The sequence below is a fragment of the Thioalkalivibrio versutus genome, from assembly GCF_001999325.1.
In the GTDB taxonomy this organism is placed as follows: domain Bacteria; phylum Pseudomonadota; class Gammaproteobacteria; order Ectothiorhodospirales; family Ectothiorhodospiraceae; genus Thioalkalivibrio; species Thioalkalivibrio versutus.
On sequence record NZ_MVAR01000015.1, the window covers coordinates 94582 to 116704 of the forward strand.

The following is a 22123-nucleotide window of genomic DNA, read 5'->3' on the forward strand; positions in this document are numbered from 1 at the left end:
CACATGCGGGGTTCACCCGCCCGAACAAGGGATGACAGGCATGAAGGCTTTGTGGAGTGTTCCGGGACTGGCTCTGATGTTCGCGCTGCTTGCGGGCTGCGTGACCATCAATATCTACTTCCCCACCGCAGCGGCGGAGGAGGCGGCGCGCGCCATCGTGCGGGATGCGCTGCAGGTGCCCGAGGCCGAGCCGGCACCGGAGCCCGAGTCCGGTGTGCAGCTGCCGCCGTCGGAGCCGCGCCACACGGGCACGGCGAGCGCCGCGCCGGTGCTGGTGTGGGTGCTGGAACGCCTGGTGAGCCCGGCCGCCGCGCAGAGCCCGGACCTGCAGATCGAGACCCCGGCCATTAACCGCATCCGGGCCTCGCTGCGCGAGCGGGGGCCGCAGCTGGCACCGCATTTCCGCAGCGGTGCGATCGGTTTCGGTAACAATGCCGATGTGGTGATCCGCGATCTCTCCGAGGTTCCGCTGCGCGATCGCAGCACCGTGCAGCGACTGATCAGCGAGGAGAACTCGGATCGCGATTCGCTCTACCGCGAGATTGCCCGGGCCAATGACCGTCCGGACTGGGAACGCCAGATCCGCGAGACCTTTGCTCGCGTCTGGGTGGAAGAGGCCCCCTCGGGTTACTGGTACCAGGACGGCAGCGGCCAGTGGCAGCAGAAGTAACGGCCAGTGAGGGAACCCCCCATCCACGGGAGTGATGCGTGGCCGGCGTAGCCTGGGCCGAGCGCCTGGATGCCCGGCGCCGCCAGTTGACCGAGCTGGTCAATGACACGGATCTGTCGGCGTTGCCGCGCTGGAAGGCCGTTCCGCTCGGGATGGTACGCGGTGTCTTCGCGCTGGTGCGCGAGGTCTCCGAGGGGCAGCTGACGCTGCGCGCGATGAGCCTGGTGTTCACCACCCTGTTGTCGATGGTGCCGCTGCTGGCGCTGTCATTCTCGGTGCTCAAGGCCTTTGGTGCCCACAACGCGGTAGAGCCATTCTTGCTGGGCGTGCTCGAGCCCCTGGGCGAGCAGGGGGTGGAGATTGCCCACAATGTGCTCGAGTTTGTCGACAATATGCGCGTGGGCGTGCTCGGCTTCGTGGGTCTGCTGTTCCTGGTCTACACGGTCATCGCACTGGTGCAGAAGATCGAGCTGGCCTTCAACGCCATCTGGCGGGTGGAGAACAACCGCAGCCTGGCCCAGCGCTTCTCCAACTACCTGTCGGTGATTCTGATCGGTCCGGTTCTGGTGGTCTCCGCACTGGGGGTGACCGCTACCGTGATGTCGTCGGCGGCGATGCAGACGGTCGCCGGGATCGGGCCCGTCGGCATGCTGATCACCGAGATCTCGCGGCTGGTGCCCTATCTCCTGATCATCGCCGCCTTTGCCTTTATCTATGTGTTTGTGCCGAACACCCGGGTGAAGGTGATCCCGGCGCTGCTCGGGGCCGTGGTGGCAGGGTTGCTGTGGCAGAGCGTTGGCTGGGTGTTCGCCAACATGGTGGCGGGTTCGACCCGCTATGCGGCGATCTACTCCAGCTTCGCGATCATGATCATGCTGCTGATCTGGCTCTATCTCGCCTGGCTGATCCTGCTGATCGGGGCGAACGTCGCCTTCTTCGTGCAGCACCCGGAATACATGAACGTGCGGGGTATCCGCCTGCGCTTGTCCGGCGCGGGGCGCGAGCGCATGGGCCTGCACCTGATGCAGCAGGTCGGACAGCGCTTCCATGACGGGCATCCGGCGCCGACGCTGGACGAGGTCGCCGCGGCGCTGGCCGTCCCGGGCAATGCCCTGGGAGGCTCCGCGCGCCGGCTGGAGGAGGCCGGGCTGTTGCTGAAGGCGGGCGAGGACGGGCAGCAGCTGGTCCCGGCGCGGGATCTCGACGCCATCCGTGTGGACGAGATCCTGGAGGCCCTGCGCGCGGACACCGACGACCGCGCGATCCGCCGCTTGCGTGGCAGTGCGGCGGTGGAGCGGACCCTGAAGGACGTCGATGTGGCGCGGCGGGAGCGTCTGGATGGACGCACCCTGCGCGATCTATTGAACGAGGCTGCCGGCGATTCCGGGGCGGTGGAAACCGCCTGACGGCTGGCCTGTAGGGCCGTCAGGCGCGTGGCGCCTGGGCGTCCAGGCGCTGCTGGGCGCGGTCCATCAGCTGCTCCGATACGCGCTCCACCAGCGATTGGGCCACGCGTCGCACGGCGGCATCCAGGATCGGATTCAGCTTGTACTCCAGTTCGAAGTCCACCCGCGTATGGCCCTCGCCATCAGGGGTCAGCCGGTAACTGCCGCGATTGTGAATCCCGCGGATGGAGCGCCAGGCGAAGTGTTCGGGGGCGATGGCGCTGCAGACTTCGACGTCGAAGCCCATGCGCATGCCGGCGGCGCGAATGGTCCAGCGGTAGCAGTCATCGCCCAGCCGCTCGATATGTTCCACGTGGTCGCACAGGTCCACGAAATTGGGGACGTGGCTCAGGAGCTCGAAGACCCGATCCGGCTCGGCGCGCAGGGAGGTGGAGTGGCTGATCGTTCGCATGGCGGATTCGTCTTCGATGGCGGCTCTTTGGACTAAGAGCCTGGCGCGGGTTCGGGGTTCCACGCAAGCGTGGGTCGGATCCGCTTCCACCGGCTTGTCGCATCCGGGGTGGGGGCCTACGATGTTTGCTTATGCTGGCGACCCCCGGATGCCCTTTATGTCCACCGCGCAACAATGTCCCGAACTCGACTTCCTGCAACGATTCGAGGCCGGGTCCACCGGCATCCTATACTGGGAGCAGCTGGACCAACTGTGGGAGCGTCTGCGCGAGCGCGCGGACGCCGGATGGTACGTCTATGCGGTGGGCGACGATGTCCCGGATCAGCCGGTGCCGGAGGAGACCTTCCGGCGTTTCGTCGACGAAGTCGACGCCCTCTTGCGGCGTGATCACGACGAGGATTACTGCGGGATCGTGTACGTCGATGACCGCGAGCATCCGGAGTTCGTGAAGATCTTCGATCCCAACAACCTCGGCTCCAGCTGCGGCTCCTCCGGGCTCCGGGTCCTGCCGGGCTGGGTCGTGTCGCGGGTGCCGCCGGTGGATCTCGAGGTCGCGGTGCCCCCCACCGGCAGTCGCCGGCGCTGGTGGCAGCGGCTGTTCGGTGGTGCACAGTGAGACCCGGGGCCGGGTTCTTGGTGCAGTTCGTCCGGGCGCGGCTGGAAGCGTAGCGTGAGCGGGTCTGTCTGGCAGGGCCTGCGCGCTCAGTCCCGGTTGTTCATCGCCCTGGGCATTATGGTGCTCGTGGTGGTCTGGATCGTCTCCGGGATGCTCGGGCGCGAGACGGAGGAGGCGCCGCGGGCAAGCGATCCCCAGCCCATGGCGGTGGCGGTAACGGAGCTCACGGCCGAGCCGGTAGAGCGTTTGCTGGTGCTGCAAGGGCGGGTGGAACCGGATCTGCGAGTAATGGTGCGGGCGGAGACCGAAGGCCAGGTCGCGGAATGGGCCGTGGCCCGCGGGGCGCGGGTGGATGTGGGGGATGAACTCGCGAACCTGCGCATGGATGATCGCGAGGCGCGGCGGCGGCAGGCGATTGCCCGGTTGCGCGGGGCGGAGAGCGAATACGAGGCGGCCCAGCGCCTGCACGACCAGGGCCATGTCTCGCGTACCCAACTGGAGGCCCGCGAGGCGGAGCGCGAGGCCGCACGGGCCGAGCTCGAGGCGATCGAGCTGGACATCCGCAACACGCGGATCGTCGCACCCGTCGCGGGCATCGTGAATCAGCGCCTGGCGGATCGCGGCGACTTCGTCAGTCGCGGCGACCCGGTGGCGGAGGTGGTCGACAACGACCCGCTCCTGGCGGTGGTGCATGTCCCCCAGCACCAGATCGGGCGGGTCGAGCCGGGCCAGCCGGCGCGGATCCGTTTCCTTGATCGACGGCGTGCCGAGGGCGAGGTGCGGTTCGTTTCGCGCGTGGCCGAATCGGGCACGCAGACCTTTCGCGTCGAGATTGCCGTGCCGAACCCGGACGAGGCACTGCCGTCGGGTATCAGTGCCGGCGTCGAGATCCCGACCGCCGTGGTGCAGGCGCACAAGCTGTCCCCGGCCTGGATGGGGCTGGATGACGCCGGGCGTGTGGGCGTGAAGACGGTCGACGCGGCGGATCGGGTGGTGTTCCACGCCGTGGAGGTGATCCGGGCCGCGGCCGATGGCGTTTGGGTGACCGGCCTGCCCGAACAGGCACGGGTGATCACCATCGGCCACGGTTTCGTAACGGATGGCGAGCCGGTGCGCCCGCAAGCGGCGCAGGTGGACCCCGGGGCGTCGGTGCCGGAATCGGTGGACGGGGCGGCGCCGTGAGGTCCCTGATCGCCTGGGCGGTGGCACATGCCCGGACGGTACTGCTTTTTCTTCTGTTGATCCTGGTGCTGGGGGCGACCGCCTACCACATCGTGCCCAAGGAGGCGGCACCGGAGATCGATGTCCCGATCTTCTTTGTCTCGGTGCCGTATCCCGGGGTCAGCCCGGAAGACGCCGAGCGCTTGATGCTGCGGCCGCTGGAGCGCGAGCTGCAGGCACTGCCCGGGGTGGACGAGATGCAGTCCTGGGCGGGCGAGGGCTTTGCCCTGGTGCGTCTGGACTTCGAGCCGGGCTGGGACAATCGCCAGGCGTTGTCGGACCTGCGCGAGGAGGTCGACCAGGTGCGCCCCGAGCTGCCGGCGGGTGCGGAGGAGCCGAGCGTCTCCGAGGTCGATCTGTCGCTGTTTCCGGTGCTGACGCTGAATCTCTCCGGGCCGCTGGACGAGCGGGCGCTGGTGCGCCTGGCGCGCGAGCTGCGCGACCGGGTCGAGGCGATCCCCGGGGTGCTGGAGGCGGATGTCGGCGGGGATCGCGAGGAGCAGATGGAGGTCCTGGTCGATCCGCTGGTGCTGGAGACCTATGAACTGTCCTTCAGCGAACTGACCCGCGCGATCGAGCGCAACAACCGGCTGGTGGCGGCCGGCGCGCTGGACACCGGGGCCGGACGTATTCCGCTGCGCGTGCCGGGCACCATTGATGATGTCGACGACGTGCTGGACACCGCGATCCGCGTGGAGGGCGATGCGGTGGTGCGGGTGCGCGATGTCGCGGAGGTGCGTCAGACCTACCGCGACCCCGAGGGTTTCACCCGCATCGATGGTCAGCCTTCGGTTTCGCTGGAGATCCGCAAGGCCTCGGAGGCTAATATCCTCGAGGTCGTGGCCGCTGCCCGGGCGACCATTGAGGCCGCCCGGGCCGACTGGCCGGAAGCGGTGGAGGTGACCTACCTGCAGGACATGGCGCGGGATGTAGGCGACCTGCTGGGGGACCTGGAGAACAGCGTGATAACCGCGATGCTGATCGTGGCGCTGGTGATCCTGGCGATGATGGGGGCGCGGGCGGCGCTGCTGGTGGGAATGGCGATTCCCGGGGCCTTCCTCGGCGGCATCCTGGTGATCTACCTGATGGGTTTCACACTGAACGTGGTGGTGCTGTTCGGCCTGATCCTGGTCGTGGGCATGCTGGTGGACGGTGCCGTGGTGGTCGTGGAGCTGGCGGATCGCTATGTGGCCGAGGGCATGGCGCGGGCGGATGCATTCCGCGCGGCCGCCCAGCGCATGGCCTGGCCCATCACAACGGCCATTGGGACCACGCTGGCGGTGTTCGCGCCCATGCTGCTGTGGCCCGGCATGGTCGGCGAGTTCATCGTCTACCTGCCGGCCACCGTGATCGTGACCCTGATCGCCTCGCTGGCGATGGCACTGGTCTTTATCCCGGCGCTGGGTGCCGTGATCGGGCAGAGCCGGCCGATCAACGCCGCGCAGACGCGCTACGTGCGCGCGGCGGAGGAGGGACGCTACGACGAACTGCAGGGGATTACGCGCGCCTATATCCACCTGCTGCAATCCCTAGTGCGGCATCCCGGCTGGACGCTGGCGGGGACGGTCGCGGTGGTCGTGGTGGCCTACGCGCTGTATGCCACGCAGGGCCGGGGCGTGGAGTTCTTCCCGCAGGTCGAGCCTGACTTCGTGCAGGTCCAGGTGCAGGCACGCGGCGATCTCTCGGTATGGGAGGCGGATGCCCTGGTCCGCCAGGTGGAGGGCACTCTGCACGGCGTACCCGAGATCCGCCACGTCTACGCGCGCACCATCGGGACCCAGCTAGGTCGTCTGCAGGGCGACTATGCCGAGGACGTGATCGGGGTCATTCAGCTGGAGCTGATTGGCTGGCGGCAGCGGCCACCGGCTTCGGCCATCATCGAAGACCTGCGCCGTCGGACCGCGGACCTGCCGGGGATTCGCCTGCAGTTCAGGGCCCAGGAACGTGGACCGAGCGAGGGTCGCCCGATCGTGGTCGAGGCCGCCAGTGCCGATCCCGACCGGATCCCACCCGTGATCCGGCAGCTGCGCGCCGAGGTGGACGCCCTCGGCGGGTTCGTGGACGTGACCGACGACCTGCCCCTGCCCGGGGTGGAGCTGGAGGTGCGCTTTGACCGTGAACAGGCGGCTCGCTTCGGGGTTGATGTCCCGCTGCTGGGCGAGGGCGTGCAACTGGTCACCAGCGGGATCTTGCTGGGAACCTACCGTCCGGACTACAGCGACGAGGAGGTTGATATCCGCTTGCGCTTGCCGGCCGCGCAGCGCCATCTTCAGCAGCTGGCGGGCCTGAACCTGCCGGGGGCCACCGGGCTGGTGCCGCTGGCCCATTTCGCCGAGTTGGTGCCGGTGCCGGCGACCGGCCTGATCAAGCGCCGCGATGGCCATCGTGCGTACACCCTGGAGGCGGATGCGGCCCCCGGCTATCTGGTAGACGAGCGCCAGCGTGCGCTCGAAGGCCGGATGGCCGACATGGAGCTGGACGCCGAGGTGCAGCTGCGCTTTCGCGGTCAGGCCGAGGAGCAGGCCGAGGCCACGAACTTCCTGCTGGGGGCGTTCGGACTGTCGCTGTTCCTGATGCTCGCGATGATGGTGACCCAGTTCAATCGCTTCTCCCAGGCCTTTCTGGTGCTCTCGGCCATCGTGTTTTCCACCGCCGGGGTGCTGCTGGCGTTGCTGCTGCGCGGGGAGCCCTTCGGCATCGTGATGAGCGGGATCGGTGTGCTGGCGCTGGCGGGGATCGTGGTGAACAACAACATCGTGCTGATCGATACCTACAACGAGCAGCGCAGGCTTGGGCTGGATGCGATGGAGGCGGCCCTGCGCGCGGCCGCGCAGCGGATGCGGCCGGTGCTGTTGACGGCGATCACGACCATCCTCGGCCTGTTGCCGATGGTGCTGGCGTGGACGGTGGACTTTTCCGGCAGGGACTTCTACGTCGGCGCGCCGGTCACAGGGTTCTGGGTCCAGCTGGCGACGGCCATCGCCGGAGGGCTGTTGTTTGCGACTCCGCTGACCCTGCTGTTCACGCCCGCCATGCTGGTATTGCTGGACCGGTGGGGTCTGGACCGACGGCCGGTATCGGTGGGCGGGTCGGGTTCCGCGGTCAGCGGCTCGCCAGGCGCTTGATGCACTCGAGGTAGGCATTCTCGTCCGGCGCGGCGTTGCTGCGCTGGGCTTCCCACAGGACCTGGCCCAGGCACTCCATCATCCGGTGCTCGGCATCCATGACGCCAAAGCGGGCGCAAAGCCCCTGGTGCAGCTGGCGGGTCCCGGCCGGGCGGTCGGTGCGCGCCTGGTCGCGCAGGCTCAGGTGCATGGCCATGTGCAGGAACGGGTTGGAGGTGCCGAGCTCCGGCGGGAACTCGCCGGTCAGCGCGGTCTCGCGGTCCTTCAGGTAGTCGTGGTACTCGGGGTGGTCCGAGATCACGTCCACCAGTTGCTGTTCCAGATCAGACAGGGCCTCGCCGGCCTGGGCCTTTTGCCAGGCGTCGACGAACTGGGTGCGGATCTGGTCGCGGTTGCCGTACATGGGGTGTCCTCGGGGTATTGGTGGTGGTCAGGCGCCACGGGTCGGGGGCGGCGTCTTCGCCTTGTATTCGCACAGATCCTCGATCGGGCAGCGCCAGCACTCCGGCTTGCGCGCCTTGCAGACGTAGCGCCCGTGCAGGATCAGCCAGTGGTGGGCGTCCTGCAAGTAGGCCTTCGGGGTCAGGCGCATCAGGCGCTTTTCCACCTCCAGCACGGTCTTGCCCGGGGCCAGGCCGGTGCGGTTGGCGACCCGGAAGATGTGGGTGTCCACCGCGATGGTGGGGACGCCGAAGGCGGTGTTGAGGATCACGTTCGCGGTCTTGCGACCAACCCCCGGTAGGGCTTCCAGCGATTCGCGATCACGCGGGACCTCGCCCCCGTGGCGCTCCACCAGCAGGCGGCAGGTCTTCATCACGTTCTCGGCCTTGGCGTTGTACAGGCCGATGGTCTTGATGTGTTCCTTGAGACCGTCCAGGCCCAGCTCGAGGATGGCCTCGGGGGTGTTCGCCACCGGGTAGAGACGGCGGGTGGCCTTGTTGACGCCGACATCCGTGGCCTGGGCCGACAGGATGACCGCGATCAAGAGTTCAAAGGGGGTGTCGTAGTCGAGCTCGGTCGTCGGCTCGGGGTTCGCCGCCTTCAGGCGTTCGAAGATGGCTTCTCGCTTCGCGGCGTTCATGGATGCGGGGGCTCCAAACAAACCGGCCCCGCTTCGCGGGGCCGGCAACTCGCGTAGTGGCGTTGCTCAGACGTGGCGGAAATGGCCAATATCCGGCGCGGCGTCGCGCGGGTTGGACTCGGCTTCCTTCTCCAGGTCCTTGATCAGCTTGGCGTGCTTCTCTTCGATGTCGTGCATCGCCTTTTCGTCCATCTTCGGGAAGATGACGTCACGGATGAACGAACCCAGCTCGTCCAGGCAGCTCGGCCAGTACTTGTCGTTCAAGTGGAACGCATGGTGGGCATGGGTGCCCATCGGGTAGCTGTCGAACTTGCGGATCATGGTGTAGGACAGGTCGCTGTCCTTCTCGACAAAGTCCTTGGCGAAGTCGTACCACCACTTGTAGTACTTCTCCTGGAGCTCGTCGTTGAACCCGTGGTTCTCGAAAAAGGCGGCGATCGTGCCGCGCGGGGCGAGGCCGTAGCGCGTGCCGCGCTTGCCAGCAAACGGGAAGTGTCCAGCCATGCCAATCTCCTGGGACGTTTGAATGTCCGGGGCGGTGGCCCCGGTAGAACGGATTCGTGGCGCCGGAAGTTTACCGGCTGACAGCCAGGAATCAAGGCCGGAGCCGATCAGGCGTTGTCGGGGCTCGCCTCGGTTGCGGTCGCGGTCTCGTCGCCGGTGGGGCTCGGTTCCGCTTCGAACTGGCTGTCGATCCAGTTCTTGGCGGCGATCAGCAGGCCCATGGCCATGAAGGCGCCGGGGGGCAGCAGGGCCAGCAGGAAGCCGTGCTCGGACGGGTAGAGCTGCAGGGTCATGCCGTGGCCCCAGTCGCCGAACAGCAGGTGGGCGTTGGCCATCAGGGTGCCCTGGCCGAGCACCTCGCGCAGGGCACCCAGGGCAATCAGCACGCCGGTGAAGCCCAGTCCCATCATCAGCCCGTCCAGCGCGGCGCGCGGAACCGAGTTGCGCGAGGCGAAGGCCTCGGCGCGGCCGATGATGGCGCAGTTGGTCACGATCAGCGGGATGAAGATGCCGAGGATCAGGTACAGCCCGTGAAACCAGGCGTTCATCGCCAGTTCGATGGCGGTGACGATGGAGGCGATGATCAGCACGTACACCGGGATGCGGATCTCCGGGCGCGCATGGTCACGGATCAGCGAGACCAGCACGTTCGACAGCAGCAGGGTCAGGGTGGTCGCGATGCCGAGGCCAATCGCGTTGACCATGGTGCCGGAGATCGCCAGCAGCGGGCACAGTCCCAGCAGCTGCACCAGCCCGGGGTTGTTGTGCCACAGGCCGTCGCGAATGATGTCGGTCAGGGTCGGGTTCATCGGCTTGCCTCGTCGTCCCCGTTGATCTCGCTGGTCGGGAGCGGTTCCGTGACGGAGCCGGTTTCCTCGGGCCGGGTCGCCAGCAATTCGTCACGGTGATGGTCGAAGTATTCCAGCGTGCGATAGACGGCGCGAACCACCGCACGCGGGGTAATGGTGGCCCCGGTGAACTGGTCGAAGACCCCGCCGTCCTTGCGCACGTGCCAGCCCTCGGCCGGTGGGTTGCCCAGTGAGCGCCCGTCGAAGCCGCGGATCCAGTCGGAGCGCTCGGCCTCGATGGCATCGCCCAGGCCCGGGGTCTCGCGGTGCGCGGAGACCCGCACGCCCTGGAGTTCGCCGTCGCGGTCGACGCCGATCAGCAGGTGGATATTGCCACTGTAGCCGTCCGGGGCGATCGCGGAGAAGACGATTCCAACCACCTCGTCCTCGGCATCGCGGGCGAACCAGACCGGCAGGGGGCCTCCACCCAGCAGCTCGTGGTGCAGATCGATGGTGTCGTGGACCGGGTCGTTGCGGTAGTCGAGTTCCCCGGTCAGCTCCGCGATGCGGTTGCGATTGACCGCCATGCGGTTCTCCGCGATGCGCGCCTCGGTGGAGTCCTGTACCAGGGCGACGATGCCGGCCCCGGCGGCGGCAAACCCAGCGAGCAGGGCGGTCGCCAGCAGGATGTCCCGTGGCTTCAGGTTACCCATGGCCGTCCCCCGGTGGCGGTCCGCGGCGCTCGCGCCCGAAGATGCGCGGGCGCGTCAGGTGGTCCAGGGTCGGGGCGACCATGTTCATCAACAGTACGGCGAAGGCGACCGCATCCGGGTAGCCGCCCCAGGTGCGGATGACGAAGATCAGCAGGCCGATGCCGGCCCCGTAGAGGATGCGCCCCAGCGGGGTGGTGGAGGCGGACACCGGGTCGGTGGCGATGAAGAAGGCGCCGATGATCACCGCGCCGCTGAATACATGGAAGGCCGGCGAGGCGAAGGAGTCCGGGTCCAGCATCCAGAAGAAGCCGGCCGGGATCGCCACGCCCAGGATCACCGCCACCGGGATGTGCCAGTGGATGATCCGCCGGAACAACAGGTACAGCCCGCCGAGCAGGAAGAAATTGCCGATCCACTCCCAGCTGGTTTCGCTGAAGGTGCCGAACAGCGGGCTGGTGGTGAGCTCGTTGACCGTGCGCCCGGCGCCCAGGCCCTCGCGCATCGCATCCAGCGGTGTGGCGCGGGTGATGGCATCCCAGTCCATGGCGGCCGGGAGGCTGCCGGTGAGGACCGTTTGCAGCGTCTGCCCGAGGCCCAGCGACATCTCGGACAGGGTGTCCGGGGCCGGCCACAGGGCCATTTCGCGCGGGAACGAGACCAGTACCACCACGTAGCCGACCATCGCCGGGTTGAACGGGTTGTAGCCCAGCCCGCCATACAGGTGCTTGGCGACGATGATGGCGAAGGCGATGCCGATCAGGGTGACCCAGACGGGTGTGAGCGGCGGTATCGCCAGCGCGAACAGCCAGCCGGTGACGATCGCCGAGTTGTCGCCCAGCGTGGGCATCACCGGGCGCTTGCGGGCGGCGACGATCGCGGCCTCGAAGGCCACCGCGAACAGCACCGCCAGGACCACATTGACCAGTACGCCCCAGCCGAAGAACCAGGCCATCGCGAGGGTGCCGGGCACCAGCGCCATCAGGACCTGCTGCATGACCCCGCCCACCGAGTGGGCCGGGATCATGTGCGGCGAGGATTCGGTGCGAAAGCGCATCAGCGGTCGCCCGTGTCCGTGGAATCGCGTTCGCCGGATTGGGAGGGTTCGGTGTGCGTCTCGGGGGTGGCGGCCGCCTTGTCCGCTTGCTCGGTCGCCGCGCCTTCGACGGCGTCCCCGGCCTTGGCGGCCTTGCGCGCTCGGGCGCGCTCGAGCGCGGCCTGGATGGCGGCCTGTTTGTCGCTGTTTTCGTTACTGGCGCCGTCGGCGCTGCTGTCTTTCTTCTTGAGCGCGGCCTTCTTCTTGGCCATGCGTTCGGCCTTTTCGCGTTCCTCGCGCTCGATGCGTTCCTGGCGGAACTCGTAGCGTTCGCGCGCGATATCCGACTTCTGGCGCTCCTTCTCGCGCGCCCAGATCTCGTTCTTGGCATAGCGGTAGTACTGCACCAGCGGGATGTTGCTGGGGCAGACATGCGCGCAGCAGCCACATTCGATGCAGTCGAACAGGCCGTACTCCTGGGTCGCGTCGAAGTCCTTGGCCCTGGCCTGCCAGTACAGCTGCTGCGGCAGCAGTTGCGCCGGGCAGACGGCCGCGCACTCGCCGCAGCGGATGCAGGGCATCAGCGGGCCGGGTGCGGGCGTGTCCTGCGGGCGGGTCGCCAGCAGGCAGTTGGTCCCCTTGATCACCGGGATGGCGTCGTCATGGACCGCGAAGCCCATCATCGGGCCGCCCATCACCAGGCGGTCCACGCCCTCGGCATAGCCACCGGCGGCGGCGATCACATCGGCGAACGGGGTCCCCAGCAGGGCCTCGACATTGCGCGGATGCTGCACGCCCGGCCCGGTGACGGTGACGATGCGCGACAATAGCGGGCGACCCTGGATCACCGCATCGCAGACCGCCTTGAAGGTACCCGGGTTGTTGCAGATCATCCCGATATCCGCCGGCAGGCCGCCGCTGGGGACCTCCTGGCCGGTGAGGACCTTGATCAGCTGGCGCTCGCCGCCGGTGGGATAGATGGATGGCACCGAGACCAACTGGACCCGTTCGCGCAGTTCGCCGGGGAGGGTCTCGGTCAGTGCCCGCATGGCCTCCGGCATGTTGTCTTCCACCGCGAACAGTACGCGCTCCACACCCAGCAGGTGGGCGACGATGCGGATGCCCTCGAATACCGCCTCGGGGGCGCTGCGCAGCAGCGAGTCGTCGGCGCTGATGTAGGGTTCGCACTCGGCCCCGTTCACGATCAGCGTGTGGATGCGCTGGCCGGCGCGCGGATTGAGCTTGACCGCAGTAGGAAAGGCGGCTCCGCCCAGTCCGACGATCCCGGCATCGCGAATGCGTTGGCGCAGCTTGCGCGGGTCGCGGGTGTCCCAGTCCAGCCAGGGCTCCATGCGGGTTTCGCCCCAGTCGTCGCGGCCATCGCTTTGGATGGTCATGCAGGGGGCGCTGAGGCCCGAAGGGTGGGGTACCGCGTGGTCGGCGATCTCCACCACCTCGCCGGAGGTGGGGGCATGCACGTGGGCTGCGATATAGCCCTTGGACTGGCCAATCCGCTGGCCCTTGGTCACACGGTCCCCGACTGCCACGCAGGGCTCCGCCGCCTCGCCGATATGCTGGCCCAGGGGGACGATCAGCCGGGACGGCACGCCCATCACCAGCACCGGGTCGCGGGTGCTGGCGTCGGTCTCTTCGGCCAGTTTCAGGCCCCCATGGAAGCGATGCAGCTTCATAAGCGTATTCTAACGGTTCGCGGGCATCCGGCTCAGCCGGGCTGCCGCGAACCGTCCGCGATGACGTGGATGGGCCGTTCGATCGGCGAAGGGTCCGGCTCCGACCAGCGCCATTCGGTGATGTCGGTGCCGACCGGGACCATGGTGATGCAGTCCACCGGGCAGGGCTCGATGCACAGCTCGCAGCCGGTGCATTCTTCCTCGATCACGGTGTGCATCTGCTTGGCAGCCCCGAGAATTGCGTCCACCGGGCAGGCCTGGATGCACAGGGTGCAGCCGATGCAGATGTTCTCGTCGATGATGGCGACGGCCTTTTCCTGTTCTTCTTCCTCCAGCGGTGTGGGCTCGCGGTCGAGCAGGTCCGCCAGGGCACGCACGGTCGCCTGGCCGCCGGGCGGACAGCGGTTGATGTCCGCCTCGCCCGCGGCGATGGCCTCGGCGTACGGGCGGCAGCCGGGATACGAGCACTGGCCGCACTGGGTCTGCGGCAGCAGGGCATCGATCTGATCGACGACTGGGTCCGCCTCCACGCGAAAGCGCTGCGCGGCGAAGCCCAGAATCACCCCGAATACGGCGGCCAGGCCGCCGATCGCGAGGATGGCGTACAGCACGCTCACAGCCGAACCAGCCCGGAGAAGCCCATGAACCCCAGCGACATCAGCCCGGCGGTGATCATGGCGATCGCGCTGCCGCGGAACATCACCGGCACGTCGGCCACCGCGATCCGCTCGCGGATGGCGGAGAACAGGATCAGGACCAGCGAGAAACCGACCGCGGCGCCGAAGCCGTACAGGGCCGACTCGACGAAGTTGTGCGCCTCCTGGACGTTCAGCAGGGCGACGCCCAGCACCGCGCAGTTGGTGGTGATCAGAGGCAGGAAGATGCCCAGCACGTTGTACAGCAGGGGCGAGGTCTTGCGCACCACCAGCTCGGTGAACTGCACCACGGCGGCGATCACCAGGATGAAGGCGATGGTGCGCAGGTACTCCAGCCCGAGCGGGAGCAGCAGGTACTCGTTGATCACGTAGGAGCTGACCGCGGACAACGTCAGCACGAAGGTCGTGGCCAGGCCCATGCCGGTGGCCGTCTCGACCTTGCGTGAGACCCCCATGAACGGGCACAGGCCCAGAAACTTCACCAGTACGAAGTTGTTCACGAGGATCGTACTGATGAGTATCAGGACGTATTCCACGTTAATTCCGAGTCGTCAGGTCAACAATACAGTATCCGGGAGTGGTACAGCGTACTCAACCCCGAGGGCTTCGTGGGTACCCGCTTTCTGCGGAGTGACCCCGTCTTTGGGCGGCTTCCAGGTGTGCGGCGGACAACCTTCTTGTCAGCGGTCCTGAGTAAGAGACTAGTTGCCCTGCGCGCCCGCGGGCATGAGCGAGGTCAAGGACCGTACCGGATGCGCGTCCTGCGCATTCGGGTCGGCCTCGGGCCGGGCGGTCATTAGCCAGGCCTGGTGCGCGCAATCGAGCTCGTCGCCACGCGCGGACAGGACCAGCACCGTCTCGGGCGTGCGGCCGATCTCTTCCGCCAGACGGCGGTAACTGCCGGCATCCCGCCGGCCCCCGATCCGGGTATCGAACAGCCCGTCCAGGCACTCTTCCACTTCCGGGTGCGGGCTGTGGCGCAGCCAGTCGCGCTGCACCGGGGCCGGGGTTGCGCCGAAACTGTAGAGGGCGACGCCGGCCGCGTGCAGGTGCACCAGGGCTTCGGCTGTGGCCGCGTCCAGTTGCGGCTGCAGCGCGCCGGCCTCCAGCGCGTCCGCCCAGACCATGCCCTGCAGTTGGCGCACCGGGGTAATGTCCTGGCCGCCGCGAATCCAGGCGCGGATCTGGGCGAGCAGGCCATCCGCGTCCAGCTCGCGCCCGGAGTAGGCGAGGATATCCGCCAGGGTGCGCTGTACCGCGGTGGACTCCGCGTGACGCTCGAGGAAGCCGGGCAGCGCCTCTTGGGCATGTGGCTCCAGCGTCTCGCGCAGCACGCCGGATGGGGCAAGGATCCCTTCGAAGGCCAGGATGATGGCCTGAGGCGCCGAATGCGCGGCAGAGGTGGCCATTACACGACGAGCTGGCGGGCCAGCGTCTCGCATTCGAACATGAACTCGAAGGCTTCGGTTCGCTGCATCGCCAGTTCTACGGTCTGACCCCAGGTGTAGAGGCCGTGCCCGTTGATCAGATACCCGGCGAGCTCCGGATTGCGCGTCATGGCGGCGTCGACCTGGGCGGCCAGCTGCTGCATGTCCGGGTGATTGGCAAACACCGGGATCTGGAGGCCGCGCGAGGGGTGTTCGCAACCCGGGAGTTCGCGCAGGGCCTCGTAGTCGCGCAGCAGCAGCGTCCCGGCGACCTGGCGCGAAAGCACCGTGCCGTGGACGCTGTGCGTGTGCAGCACGGCCCCCAGCTTGGGGTCGTGGCGGTACATGATGATGTGCAGGAAGGTCTCGGGGCCGGGGTCTCCGCTGCCGGAGATCAGGTGGCCTTCCAGATCGACGACCATGAAGTCGTGCGCATCCAGCAGATCCTTGCCGCGCCCGGGAGCGGTAATGACAATGTGCTGGTCATCCAGGCGCGCGGAGAAGTGCCCGGTGCGCGCGGGGAGCCAGCCGCGTTCCGCGAGCTCGCGTCCGGCGTCGGCCAGCAGGCGGATCTGTGCTTTGAATTCGGGGCTTTGTTCCATGCGTCCGGGGACCGAGAAAAGAGCGGCAGCTTACGCGAGCAACGGGCGCAAATCCATGGGCCGCGGGTGTTCTGCGTAAATCGCGCCGCCGGGGGCGGGCACTACTTGACGCGCATGCCGGGCCGGGCGCCGTCATCCGGATTCAGGATGTACAGCTCCGAGCCGCCCGGGCCGGCGGCCAGCACCATGCCCTCGGAGACGCCGAAGCGCATCTTGCGCGGGGCCAGGTTGGCGACCATCACGGTATGCCGACCGATCAAGTCCTCCGGCGCGTAGGCGGACTTGATGCCGGCGAATACCTGGCGCGTCTCGTCGCCGATGTCCAGGGTCAGCTTCAGCAGCTTGTCCGCGCCCTCGACGTGTTCGGCGTTGGCGATGCGCGCGATGCGCAGATCCACCTGGGCGAAGGTGTCGAAGTCGATGGTCGCGGCGATCGGATCCACGGTCGCCTCCGGGGCGGCGTTGTCGGTGGCGCTGGATGCCTCGGTCGCGGCCAGGGTGGCCTTCGACGCCTCCAGCAGCTTGTCGATGGTCTCCGCTTCGATGCGGGTCATCAGCGGCTTGAACTTCTGGATGCTGCGTCCGACCAGCGGCTCGCGGCTGGCCCAGCGGGTGTCTTCCAGGTTCAGGAACTCGGCGGCGTCGGCGGCGAGCTTTGGCAGCACCGGGGCGAGATAGACGATCAGGATCCGGAACAGGTCCAGCCCCTGGGTGTTGATCGCCTGGACCTCGGCCTCGCGGCCCTCCTGCTTCGCCAGGACCCAGGGTTGGGCCTCGTCGATGTACTGGTTGGCCTGGTCGGCCAGGGCCATGATGCGGCGCATCGCCTGGGCGAATTCGCGCTTCTCGAACGCCTCGGCAATCGCCTCGCCCTCGGCAACGAAGGCCTCGTGCAGGTCCGGGCGCGGGAGTTCCGCGGCCAGTTCGCCGTTGGAGCGCTTGTTGATGAAGCCGGCGCAACGGCTGGCGATGTTGACCACCTTGCCGACCAGGTCCGAGTTCACGCGCTGCACGAAGTCTTCGAAATTCAGGTCCAGGTCGTCGACGCTGTCGCCCAGCTTGGCGGCCAGGTAGTAGCGCAGGGATTCCGGGTTCAGGTGCTCCAGGTAGTCGCGGGCGCGGATGAAGGTGCCGCGCGACTTGGACATCTTCTGCCCGTTGACGGTCAGGAAGCCGTGGCAGAACACCGCCGAGGGGGTGCGATAGCCCGCACCGTGCAGCATGGCCGGCCAGAACAGGGTGTGGAAGTAGGCGATGTCCTTGCCGATGAAGTGATACAGCTCGGCGTCGGAGTCCGCCCCCCACCAGGCGTCGAAGTCCAGCCCCTGCTGCGCGGCGTAGGCGCGAAAGCTCGCCATGTAGCCGATCGGTGCGTCCAGCCAGACGTAGAAGTACTTGCCCGGCGCATCGGGGATCTCGAAGCCGAAGTAGGGTTTGTCGCGGGAGATGTCCCAGTCGCTGAGACCGGTGTCGAACCACTCGTCCAGCTTGTTGCGGATCGCGTCCTGCAGGCGTCCGGAGCGGGTCCATTCGCGCAGGAAGGCCTCGAAGTCGCCGAGCTTGAAGAAGTAGTGTTCGGAGGCGCGCGACTCCGGGCGCGCACCGCTGATCGCGGAGACCGGGTCCTTCAGGTCCAGCGGGCTGTAGGTCGCGCCGCAGGCCTCGCAGGAATCGCCGTACTGTTCCGCGGCGCCGCATTTGGGGCAGGTGCCCTTGATGAAGCGATCGGGCAGGAACATCCCGGCCTCGGGGTCATAGGCCTGGTCGATGGTGCGGGTCTCGATATGTCCGGCATCGCGCAGCGCGGTGTAGATCTGCCCGGCCAGCTCGCGGTTCTCGTCCGAATGGGTGGAGTGGTAGTGGTCGAACCCGATGCGGAAGTCGGCGAAGTCGGCCTCGTGCTCCTGGCGCACGCGGGCGATCAGTTCTTCCGGCTCGATGCCCTCGGCGCGCGCCTTGAGCATGATCGGCGTGCCGTGGGCGTCGTCCGCGCAGACATAGATGACCTCGTGGCCGCGCGAACGCTGGAAGCGCACCCAGATATCGGTCTGGATGTATTCCACCAGGTGGCCCAGGTGGATCGGGCCGTTGGCGTAGGGCAGGGCGCTGGTGACGAGGATCTTGCGCGGGGTATCGGTCATTGCTTGGCTCGTTTGGGTGGCACCGGGCGCGGGTGCAGGGGCGCTATTGTCGGGTTTGGCTCGCGGGTTGTCGAGGCGTGCCAAGGGCTCCGGCATGTTGTCCACAGAAGTTGTGGATAACTCTGTGGGCAACCCGGTGGAATCGGTCGCCAGGCCTTGCCACACAAGGCCGCATGACAAATTGGTTAAAAAACGACCAACGCGTAGGAATGTAGGTAAAACAGTATCTTGAAGAACAATGGTGCAGCGACTTAGATGCTTGTGCGCCTATCTTGGCCGATGTTCCCTATCTTCAGGTCCTTTGTGCATAAAACCGTCGCAAGGGCCTTGACACCTGCCTTGATTCGCGCCTGGGGGGCTTCGGAAAGGACGGGTGGCTCGTGGTGCCATTGGCGTCGTGCACCGAGGCCAGTAGAATCGCGCGATCACTCCCAACATCGGATGCCACGTACCCATGGCCGAACTCGCGCGAGAGCAGATCGAAAACGCCCTGAAGACCGTTCAGGACAAGTACCTCGAGCAGGACCTGGTCGCCGCCGGCGAGGTCCGGGACATCCGCGTGGACGGTGCCCGTGCCGCGATCGATATCCAGATGGGGTATTCCGCTGCTGGGTACCACGACGAGCTGCGCGCCGCCATCCAGGGTGCCCTGGCGGGTGTGGCCGGGCTCGAGTCCTCCGAGGTCACCATCAGCACGAAGGTCACGACCCACGCGGTGCAGAAGAGCCTGAAGCCAATGGCGGGGATCAAGAACATCATCGCCGTGGCTTCCGGCAAGGGCGGGGTGGGCAAGTCCACGACCGCGGTCAACCTGGCGCTGGCCCTGGTCGCCGAGGGCGCGCAGGTCGGTATCCTGGATGCCGACATCTATGGCCCCAGCCAGCCGCGCATGCTGGGGATCAAGGACAAGCCGGAATCCAAGGACGGCAAGAGCATGGAGCCGCTGGAGCGCCACGGCGTGCAGGCGATGTCCATTGGTTTCCTGATCGACGAGGACACGCCAATGATCTGGCGTGGCCCGATGGTTACCCAGGCGCTGGAGCAGCTCCTGAACGAGACCAACTGGAAGGAGCTGGACTACCTGATCATCGACCTGCCGCCGGGCACCGGTGACATCCAGCTAACCCTGTCGCAGAAGATCCCGGTCTCCGGTTCGGTGATCGTGACCACGCCGCAGGACATCGCGTTGCTGGATGCGCGCAAGGGCCTGCGCATGTTCGAGAAGGTCGAGGTGCCGGTGCTCGGCATCATCGAGAACATGAGCATCCACATCTGCTCGAAGTGCGGCCACGAGGAATACATCTTCGGCCAGGGCGGCGCCGAGGGCATGGCGGAGGAATACGGCGTGGATCTGCTGGGCGCACTGCCGCTGGACATCCGCATCCGCGAGCAGGCGGACGGTGGCGAACCCACCGTGGTCGCCGACCCGGAGGGCCGCATCACGGAGATCTACCGCGAGATCGCACGGCGCACGGGTGCCAAGCTGGCTGAGCAGTCCAAGGACTACAGCAGCAAATTCCCCAACATCGTGATCCAGGACAACTGATCCGGTGCGCCACCAGGGACAGGCCCAATGAGCATCAAGGCGGACCGCTGGATTCGGGAGATGGCCGAGACGAAGGGCATGATCGAGCCCTTCGAGCCCGGCCAGATCCGCTACCGCGACGAGCAGCGGATCGTGTCCTACGGGACCTCGAGCTACGGCTATGACGTGCGCTGCTCCGATCACTTCAAGATCTTCACCAACATCAACTCCAGCGTTGTCGACCCCAAGGGCTTCGACGAGGGCAGTTTCGTGGACGTGCAGTCGGACTGCTGCATTATCCCGCCGAACTCCTTTGCCCTGGCGCATACGGTCGAGTACTTCCGCATCCCGCGCGATGTGCTGACCATCTGTCTGGGCAAGTCGACCTACGCGCGCTGCGGCATCATCGTGAACGTGACCCCACTGGAGCCCGAGTGGGAGGGCCACGTGACGCTGGAGTTCTCCAACACCACGCCGCTGCCCGCCAAGATCTACGCCAACGAGGGCGTGGCGCAGATGCTGTTCCTGCAGTCCGACGAGGTCTGCGAGACCTCCTACAAGGACCGCGGTGGCAAATACCAGGGCCAGCGCGGCGTCACGCTCCCGCGCACCTGACCCAACCCTTCAAGTACGGAGTAGGCCCGCCATGCGTATCGTGATCGCGCTGGGCGGTAACGCCCTGCTGCAACGCGGCGAGACCCCCTCGGCCGAGGCCCAGCAGCACAACGCCCAGCGTGCGGCGGCAGCCATCGCGGCCGTGGCGCGCGAGCACGAGGTGGTCGTCACCCACGGCAACGGGCCGCAGGTGGGGTTGCTCGCCAATCAGGCGGAATGCGATCGCATCGCCTGGCCGCTGGATGTGGTCGGGGCCGAGAGCCACGGCATGATCGGCTACATCCTGGCGCGGGAGCTGCATAACGCGCTGGGCCATGACCGGGTGGCGAGTCTGCTCACCCAGACCGAGGTCGACCCGAACGACCCCGCCTTCGACCACCCGGAAAAGTTCATTGGCCCGACCTGGGACGCGGCCCGCGCCCGCGCGCTGGCCGACGAGCGCGGCTGGGACGTGGCACCAGACGGCGAGGGCTGGCGGCGGGTGGTGGCGTCGCCGGAGCCGCAACGCCTGCTGGGTATGGAGGCCGTCCGCAGTCTCGTGGATGGCGGGTCGGTGGCGATCTGTGCCGGGGGCGGCGGCGTACCGGTCGCGCGTGACGGCGACGGGCGTCTATACGGAATCGAGGCCGTGGTGGACAAGGACCTGACGGCCGCGCGCCTGGCCGCGCATGTCGGGGCGGACTGGTTGTTGATGCTGACCGATGTCGACGGCGTCTACATGGACTGGGGCACACCGGACGCCCGGCGCCTGAAGGCGCTTCTGGTTACGGCCGTGGAGCCGGCGGCGTACCCGGGCGGTTCCATGGGGCCGAAGATGGAGGCTGCACGGCGCGCTGCCCAGGGCGGCATTCGGGTCGGGATCGGTTCGCTGGAGGACGCCGCGGCTATCCTGGCCGGGCAGGCGGGGACCCGGATCCTGCCGGTGGGCGCCGCCTGAAGCCCTTGCCGGAACCCCCGCCTGTTACACTCGATGTTGCACGCCCGCCGCAGAGTTTGCAGGCTTCGAGTACACATGGATCAAGAGTGAAGATGATGCGAGAGATTCAGCGAGCCGCCCCCCTGGTGATCGGTCTGACGGCCGTGGGTCTGCTGGCGCTAGGCTGCGGCAGCGGCGAGCCGGAGGAGTCGGCCGGCCCCGCCCAGGGCCTGGAGCAGGGCGGCATCACGCCGCAGGACATGTCCAGTGACGAGGCGCGGCGCCCGCAGCAAAGCGGCATGCCCGCCGCGGACGTGAAGCGCGCAACCGACTGATTGGATCGGTGACTGCGGGGATTCCCCTGCAGTCACCACATGAGGTCGTCGGGTACGACGTAGTCCTTGTACGGGTCGTCCGGGGCGGGTTCCGATCCGGTTTCGTCCTCGGCGGGGATGACCAGTGGCCATTCCGGATCGCGCTCGCGGATGCGGTCGGCGGTCTCTCGCGGGATGACCCGGAACCCCTTTTCCGGGCGCACATCCAGGCCGGCAAGCGCGGCGCGGCCATCGGCCAGGCGCTTTTGCAGGTCGGCGGTCACCGGGAGGTGGCGGATCTGCCCGCCCTGCTGGAAGTGATAATCCAGCGCGGCATCGCCGGTGGGGATTGGCGCCAGGTGGGTGCTCACTAGTTCGCGGATCTGCGCGTGGCGCGCCCGGCGTTCGGCACGCTCCTGCTGTTCGCGGTTCTTCTGTCGCGAACGCTCGGCCTGCTCGGCCTTGCGCGCCTCGGCAACGCCTGGCTCCGGACCGGTATTGCGGTCCTTTTTCTTTTTCGCGTTGCCTTTCTGGGCCTTGTGCTTTTGCGACTTGGCCTGGCGAACCTGTTTTTCGTCCACCAGCCCCTTCTTCAGGAGCTGACTGCGCAGATCTTCCGACATGAATC

General features: G+C 67.3%; 23 protein-coding genes. 9 read left to right on the forward strand and 14 right to left on the reverse strand.

Features of this window, described 5'->3' with window-relative positions; translation table 11 throughout:
* Positions 1-40 precede the first annotated feature (40 nt).
* A complete protein-coding gene (locus B0684_RS05730) occupies positions 41-670 on the forward strand; it encodes a YdbL family probable chaperone protein (RefSeq protein ID WP_026313074.1) in 630 nt (209 codons plus the stop codon).
* Between the two features lie 38 nt (positions 671-708).
* Positions 709-2076 (forward strand): YihY/virulence factor BrkB family protein, encoded by a 1368-nt coding sequence (locus B0684_RS05735; RefSeq protein ID WP_018650335.1) that lies wholly within the window; start codon positions 709-711, stop codon positions 2074-2076.
* A gap of 19 nt (positions 2077-2095) precedes the next feature.
* Here the strand turns inward: B0684_RS05735 and B0684_RS05740 are convergent, their stop codons facing one another.
* Positions 2096-2527, reverse strand: a complete 432-nt coding sequence (locus B0684_RS05740) for an SRPBCC family protein (RefSeq protein WP_018169445.1) — start codon at positions 2525-2527, stop codon at positions 2096-2098.
* Between the two features lie 157 nt (positions 2528-2684).
* On the opposite strand from B0684_RS05740, the gene B0684_RS05745 reads away from it, so the two are divergent.
* From B0684_RS05745 to B0684_RS05755, 3 genes are read left to right on the forward strand one after another with little or no spacing between them, the layout of a single operon-like run.
* Positions 2685-3143: a hypothetical protein gene (locus B0684_RS05745; RefSeq protein ID WP_018146047.1), complete on the forward strand. Its 459-nt coding sequence runs from the start codon at positions 2685-2687 to the stop codon at positions 3141-3143.
* A gap of 54 nt (positions 3144-3197) precedes the next feature.
* Entirely contained in the window at positions 3198-4325 is a 1128-nt protein-coding gene (locus B0684_RS05750) for an efflux RND transporter periplasmic adaptor subunit (protein WP_018169447.1), read from the forward strand.
* Positions 4322-7489, forward strand: a complete 3168-nt coding sequence (locus tag B0684_RS05755; protein ID WP_018169448.1) for an efflux RND transporter permease subunit — start codon at positions 4322-4324, stop codon at positions 7487-7489. The genes B0684_RS05750 and B0684_RS05755 overlap by 4 nt, the downstream gene beginning before the upstream one ends.
* Here B0684_RS05755 and B0684_RS05760 read toward each other — a convergent pair.
* The 12 genes from B0684_RS05760 to metG form a co-directional block, all read right to left on the reverse strand.
* Complete coding sequence (locus tag B0684_RS05760; RefSeq protein WP_018169449.1) at positions 7467-7892, reverse strand: DUF1841 family protein; 426 nt, start codon at positions 7890-7892, stop codon at positions 7467-7469. The two genes, B0684_RS05755 and B0684_RS05760, sit on opposite strands and share 23 nt — an antisense overlap.
* A gap of 27 nt (positions 7893-7919) precedes the next feature.
* Positions 7920-8570, reverse strand: coding sequence for an endonuclease III (gene nth, locus B0684_RS05765; protein WP_018169450.1), 651 nt, complete (start codon positions 8568-8570; stop codon positions 7920-7922).
* Between the two features lie 66 nt (positions 8571-8636).
* A complete protein-coding gene (locus tag B0684_RS05770; protein ID WP_018169451.1) occupies positions 8637-9074 on the reverse strand; it encodes a hypothetical protein in 438 nt (145 codons plus the stop codon).
* 107 nt (positions 9075-9181) lie between these two features.
* A complete protein-coding gene (locus B0684_RS05775; RefSeq protein WP_018146041.1) occupies positions 9182-9883 on the reverse strand; it encodes an electron transport complex subunit E in 702 nt (233 codons plus the stop codon).
* Positions 9880-10575 (reverse strand): electron transport complex subunit RsxG, encoded by a 696-nt coding sequence (rsxG, locus tag B0684_RS05780; RefSeq protein WP_018169452.1) that lies wholly within the window; start codon positions 10573-10575, stop codon positions 9880-9882. The genes B0684_RS05775 and rsxG overlap by 4 nt, the downstream gene beginning before the upstream one ends.
* On the reverse strand, positions 10568-11629 hold the full coding sequence (rsxD, locus tag B0684_RS05785; RefSeq protein ID WP_018169453.1) for an electron transport complex subunit RsxD: 1062 nt from the start codon (positions 11627-11629) through the stop codon (positions 10568-10570). Before rsxD ends, rsxG begins: the two co-directional genes overlap by 8 nt.
* On the reverse strand, positions 11629-13299 hold the full coding sequence (gene rsxC / locus B0684_RS05790) for an electron transport complex subunit RsxC (protein WP_018650334.1): 1671 nt from the start codon (positions 13297-13299) through the stop codon (positions 11629-11631). The genes rsxD and rsxC overlap by 1 nt, the downstream gene beginning before the upstream one ends.
* A gap of 32 nt (positions 13300-13331) precedes the next feature.
* Positions 13332-13916, reverse strand: a complete 585-nt coding sequence (gene rsxB, locus B0684_RS05795) for an electron transport complex subunit RsxB (RefSeq protein WP_018169455.1) — start codon at positions 13914-13916, stop codon at positions 13332-13334.
* Positions 13913-14491: an electron transport complex subunit RsxA gene (gene rsxA, locus B0684_RS05800; protein WP_018146036.1), complete on the reverse strand. Its 579-nt coding sequence runs from the start codon at positions 14489-14491 to the stop codon at positions 13913-13915. Before rsxA ends, rsxB begins: the two co-directional genes overlap by 4 nt.
* 165 nt (positions 14492-14656) lie before the next feature.
* A complete protein-coding gene (locus tag B0684_RS05805) occupies positions 14657-15364 on the reverse strand; it encodes an HAD family hydrolase (RefSeq protein WP_018169456.1) in 708 nt (235 codons plus the stop codon).
* Positions 15364-15984: a methylthioribulose 1-phosphate dehydratase gene (mtnB, locus tag B0684_RS05810; RefSeq protein ID WP_018169457.1), complete on the reverse strand. Its 621-nt coding sequence runs from the start codon at positions 15982-15984 to the stop codon at positions 15364-15366. Before mtnB ends, B0684_RS05805 begins: the two co-directional genes overlap by 1 nt.
* Positions 15985-16085: 101 nt before the next feature.
* Entirely contained in the window at positions 16086-18125 is a 2040-nt protein-coding gene (gene metG, locus B0684_RS05815; protein WP_018169458.1) for a methionine--tRNA ligase, read from the reverse strand.
* A 454-nt stretch (positions 18126-18579) separates the two neighbouring features.
* On the opposite strand from metG, the gene apbC reads away from it, so the two are divergent.
* From apbC to B0684_RS05835, 4 genes are all read left to right on the forward strand, one after another.
* Positions 18580-19671 carry an iron-sulfur cluster carrier protein ApbC gene (apbC, locus tag B0684_RS05820; protein WP_018146032.1) on the forward strand — a complete coding sequence of 364 codons (1092 nt, stop codon included), beginning with the start codon at positions 18580-18582 and terminating at the stop codon, positions 19669-19671.
* 27 nt (positions 19672-19698) lie between these two features.
* Entirely contained in the window at positions 19699-20265 is a 567-nt protein-coding gene (gene dcd / locus B0684_RS05825) for a dCTP deaminase (protein ID WP_018169459.1), read from the forward strand.
* A 31-nt stretch (positions 20266-20296) separates the two neighbouring features.
* Positions 20297-21202, forward strand: coding sequence for a carbamate kinase (locus B0684_RS05830; protein WP_018176352.1), 906 nt, complete (start codon positions 20297-20299; stop codon positions 21200-21202).
* Positions 21203-21297: 95 nt separating this feature from the next.
* Positions 21298-21516 carry a hypothetical protein gene (locus B0684_RS05835; RefSeq protein WP_026287977.1) on the forward strand — a complete coding sequence of 73 codons (219 nt, stop codon included), beginning with the start codon at positions 21298-21300 and terminating at the stop codon, positions 21514-21516.
* A 32-nt stretch (positions 21517-21548) separates the two neighbouring features.
* On the opposite strand, the gene B0684_RS05840 is transcribed toward B0684_RS05835, so the two are convergent.
* Positions 21549-22118, reverse strand: coding sequence for a DUF2058 domain-containing protein (locus tag B0684_RS05840; protein WP_018169462.1), 570 nt, complete (start codon positions 22116-22118; stop codon positions 21549-21551).
* Between the last annotated feature and the right edge of the window lie 5 nt (positions 22119-22123).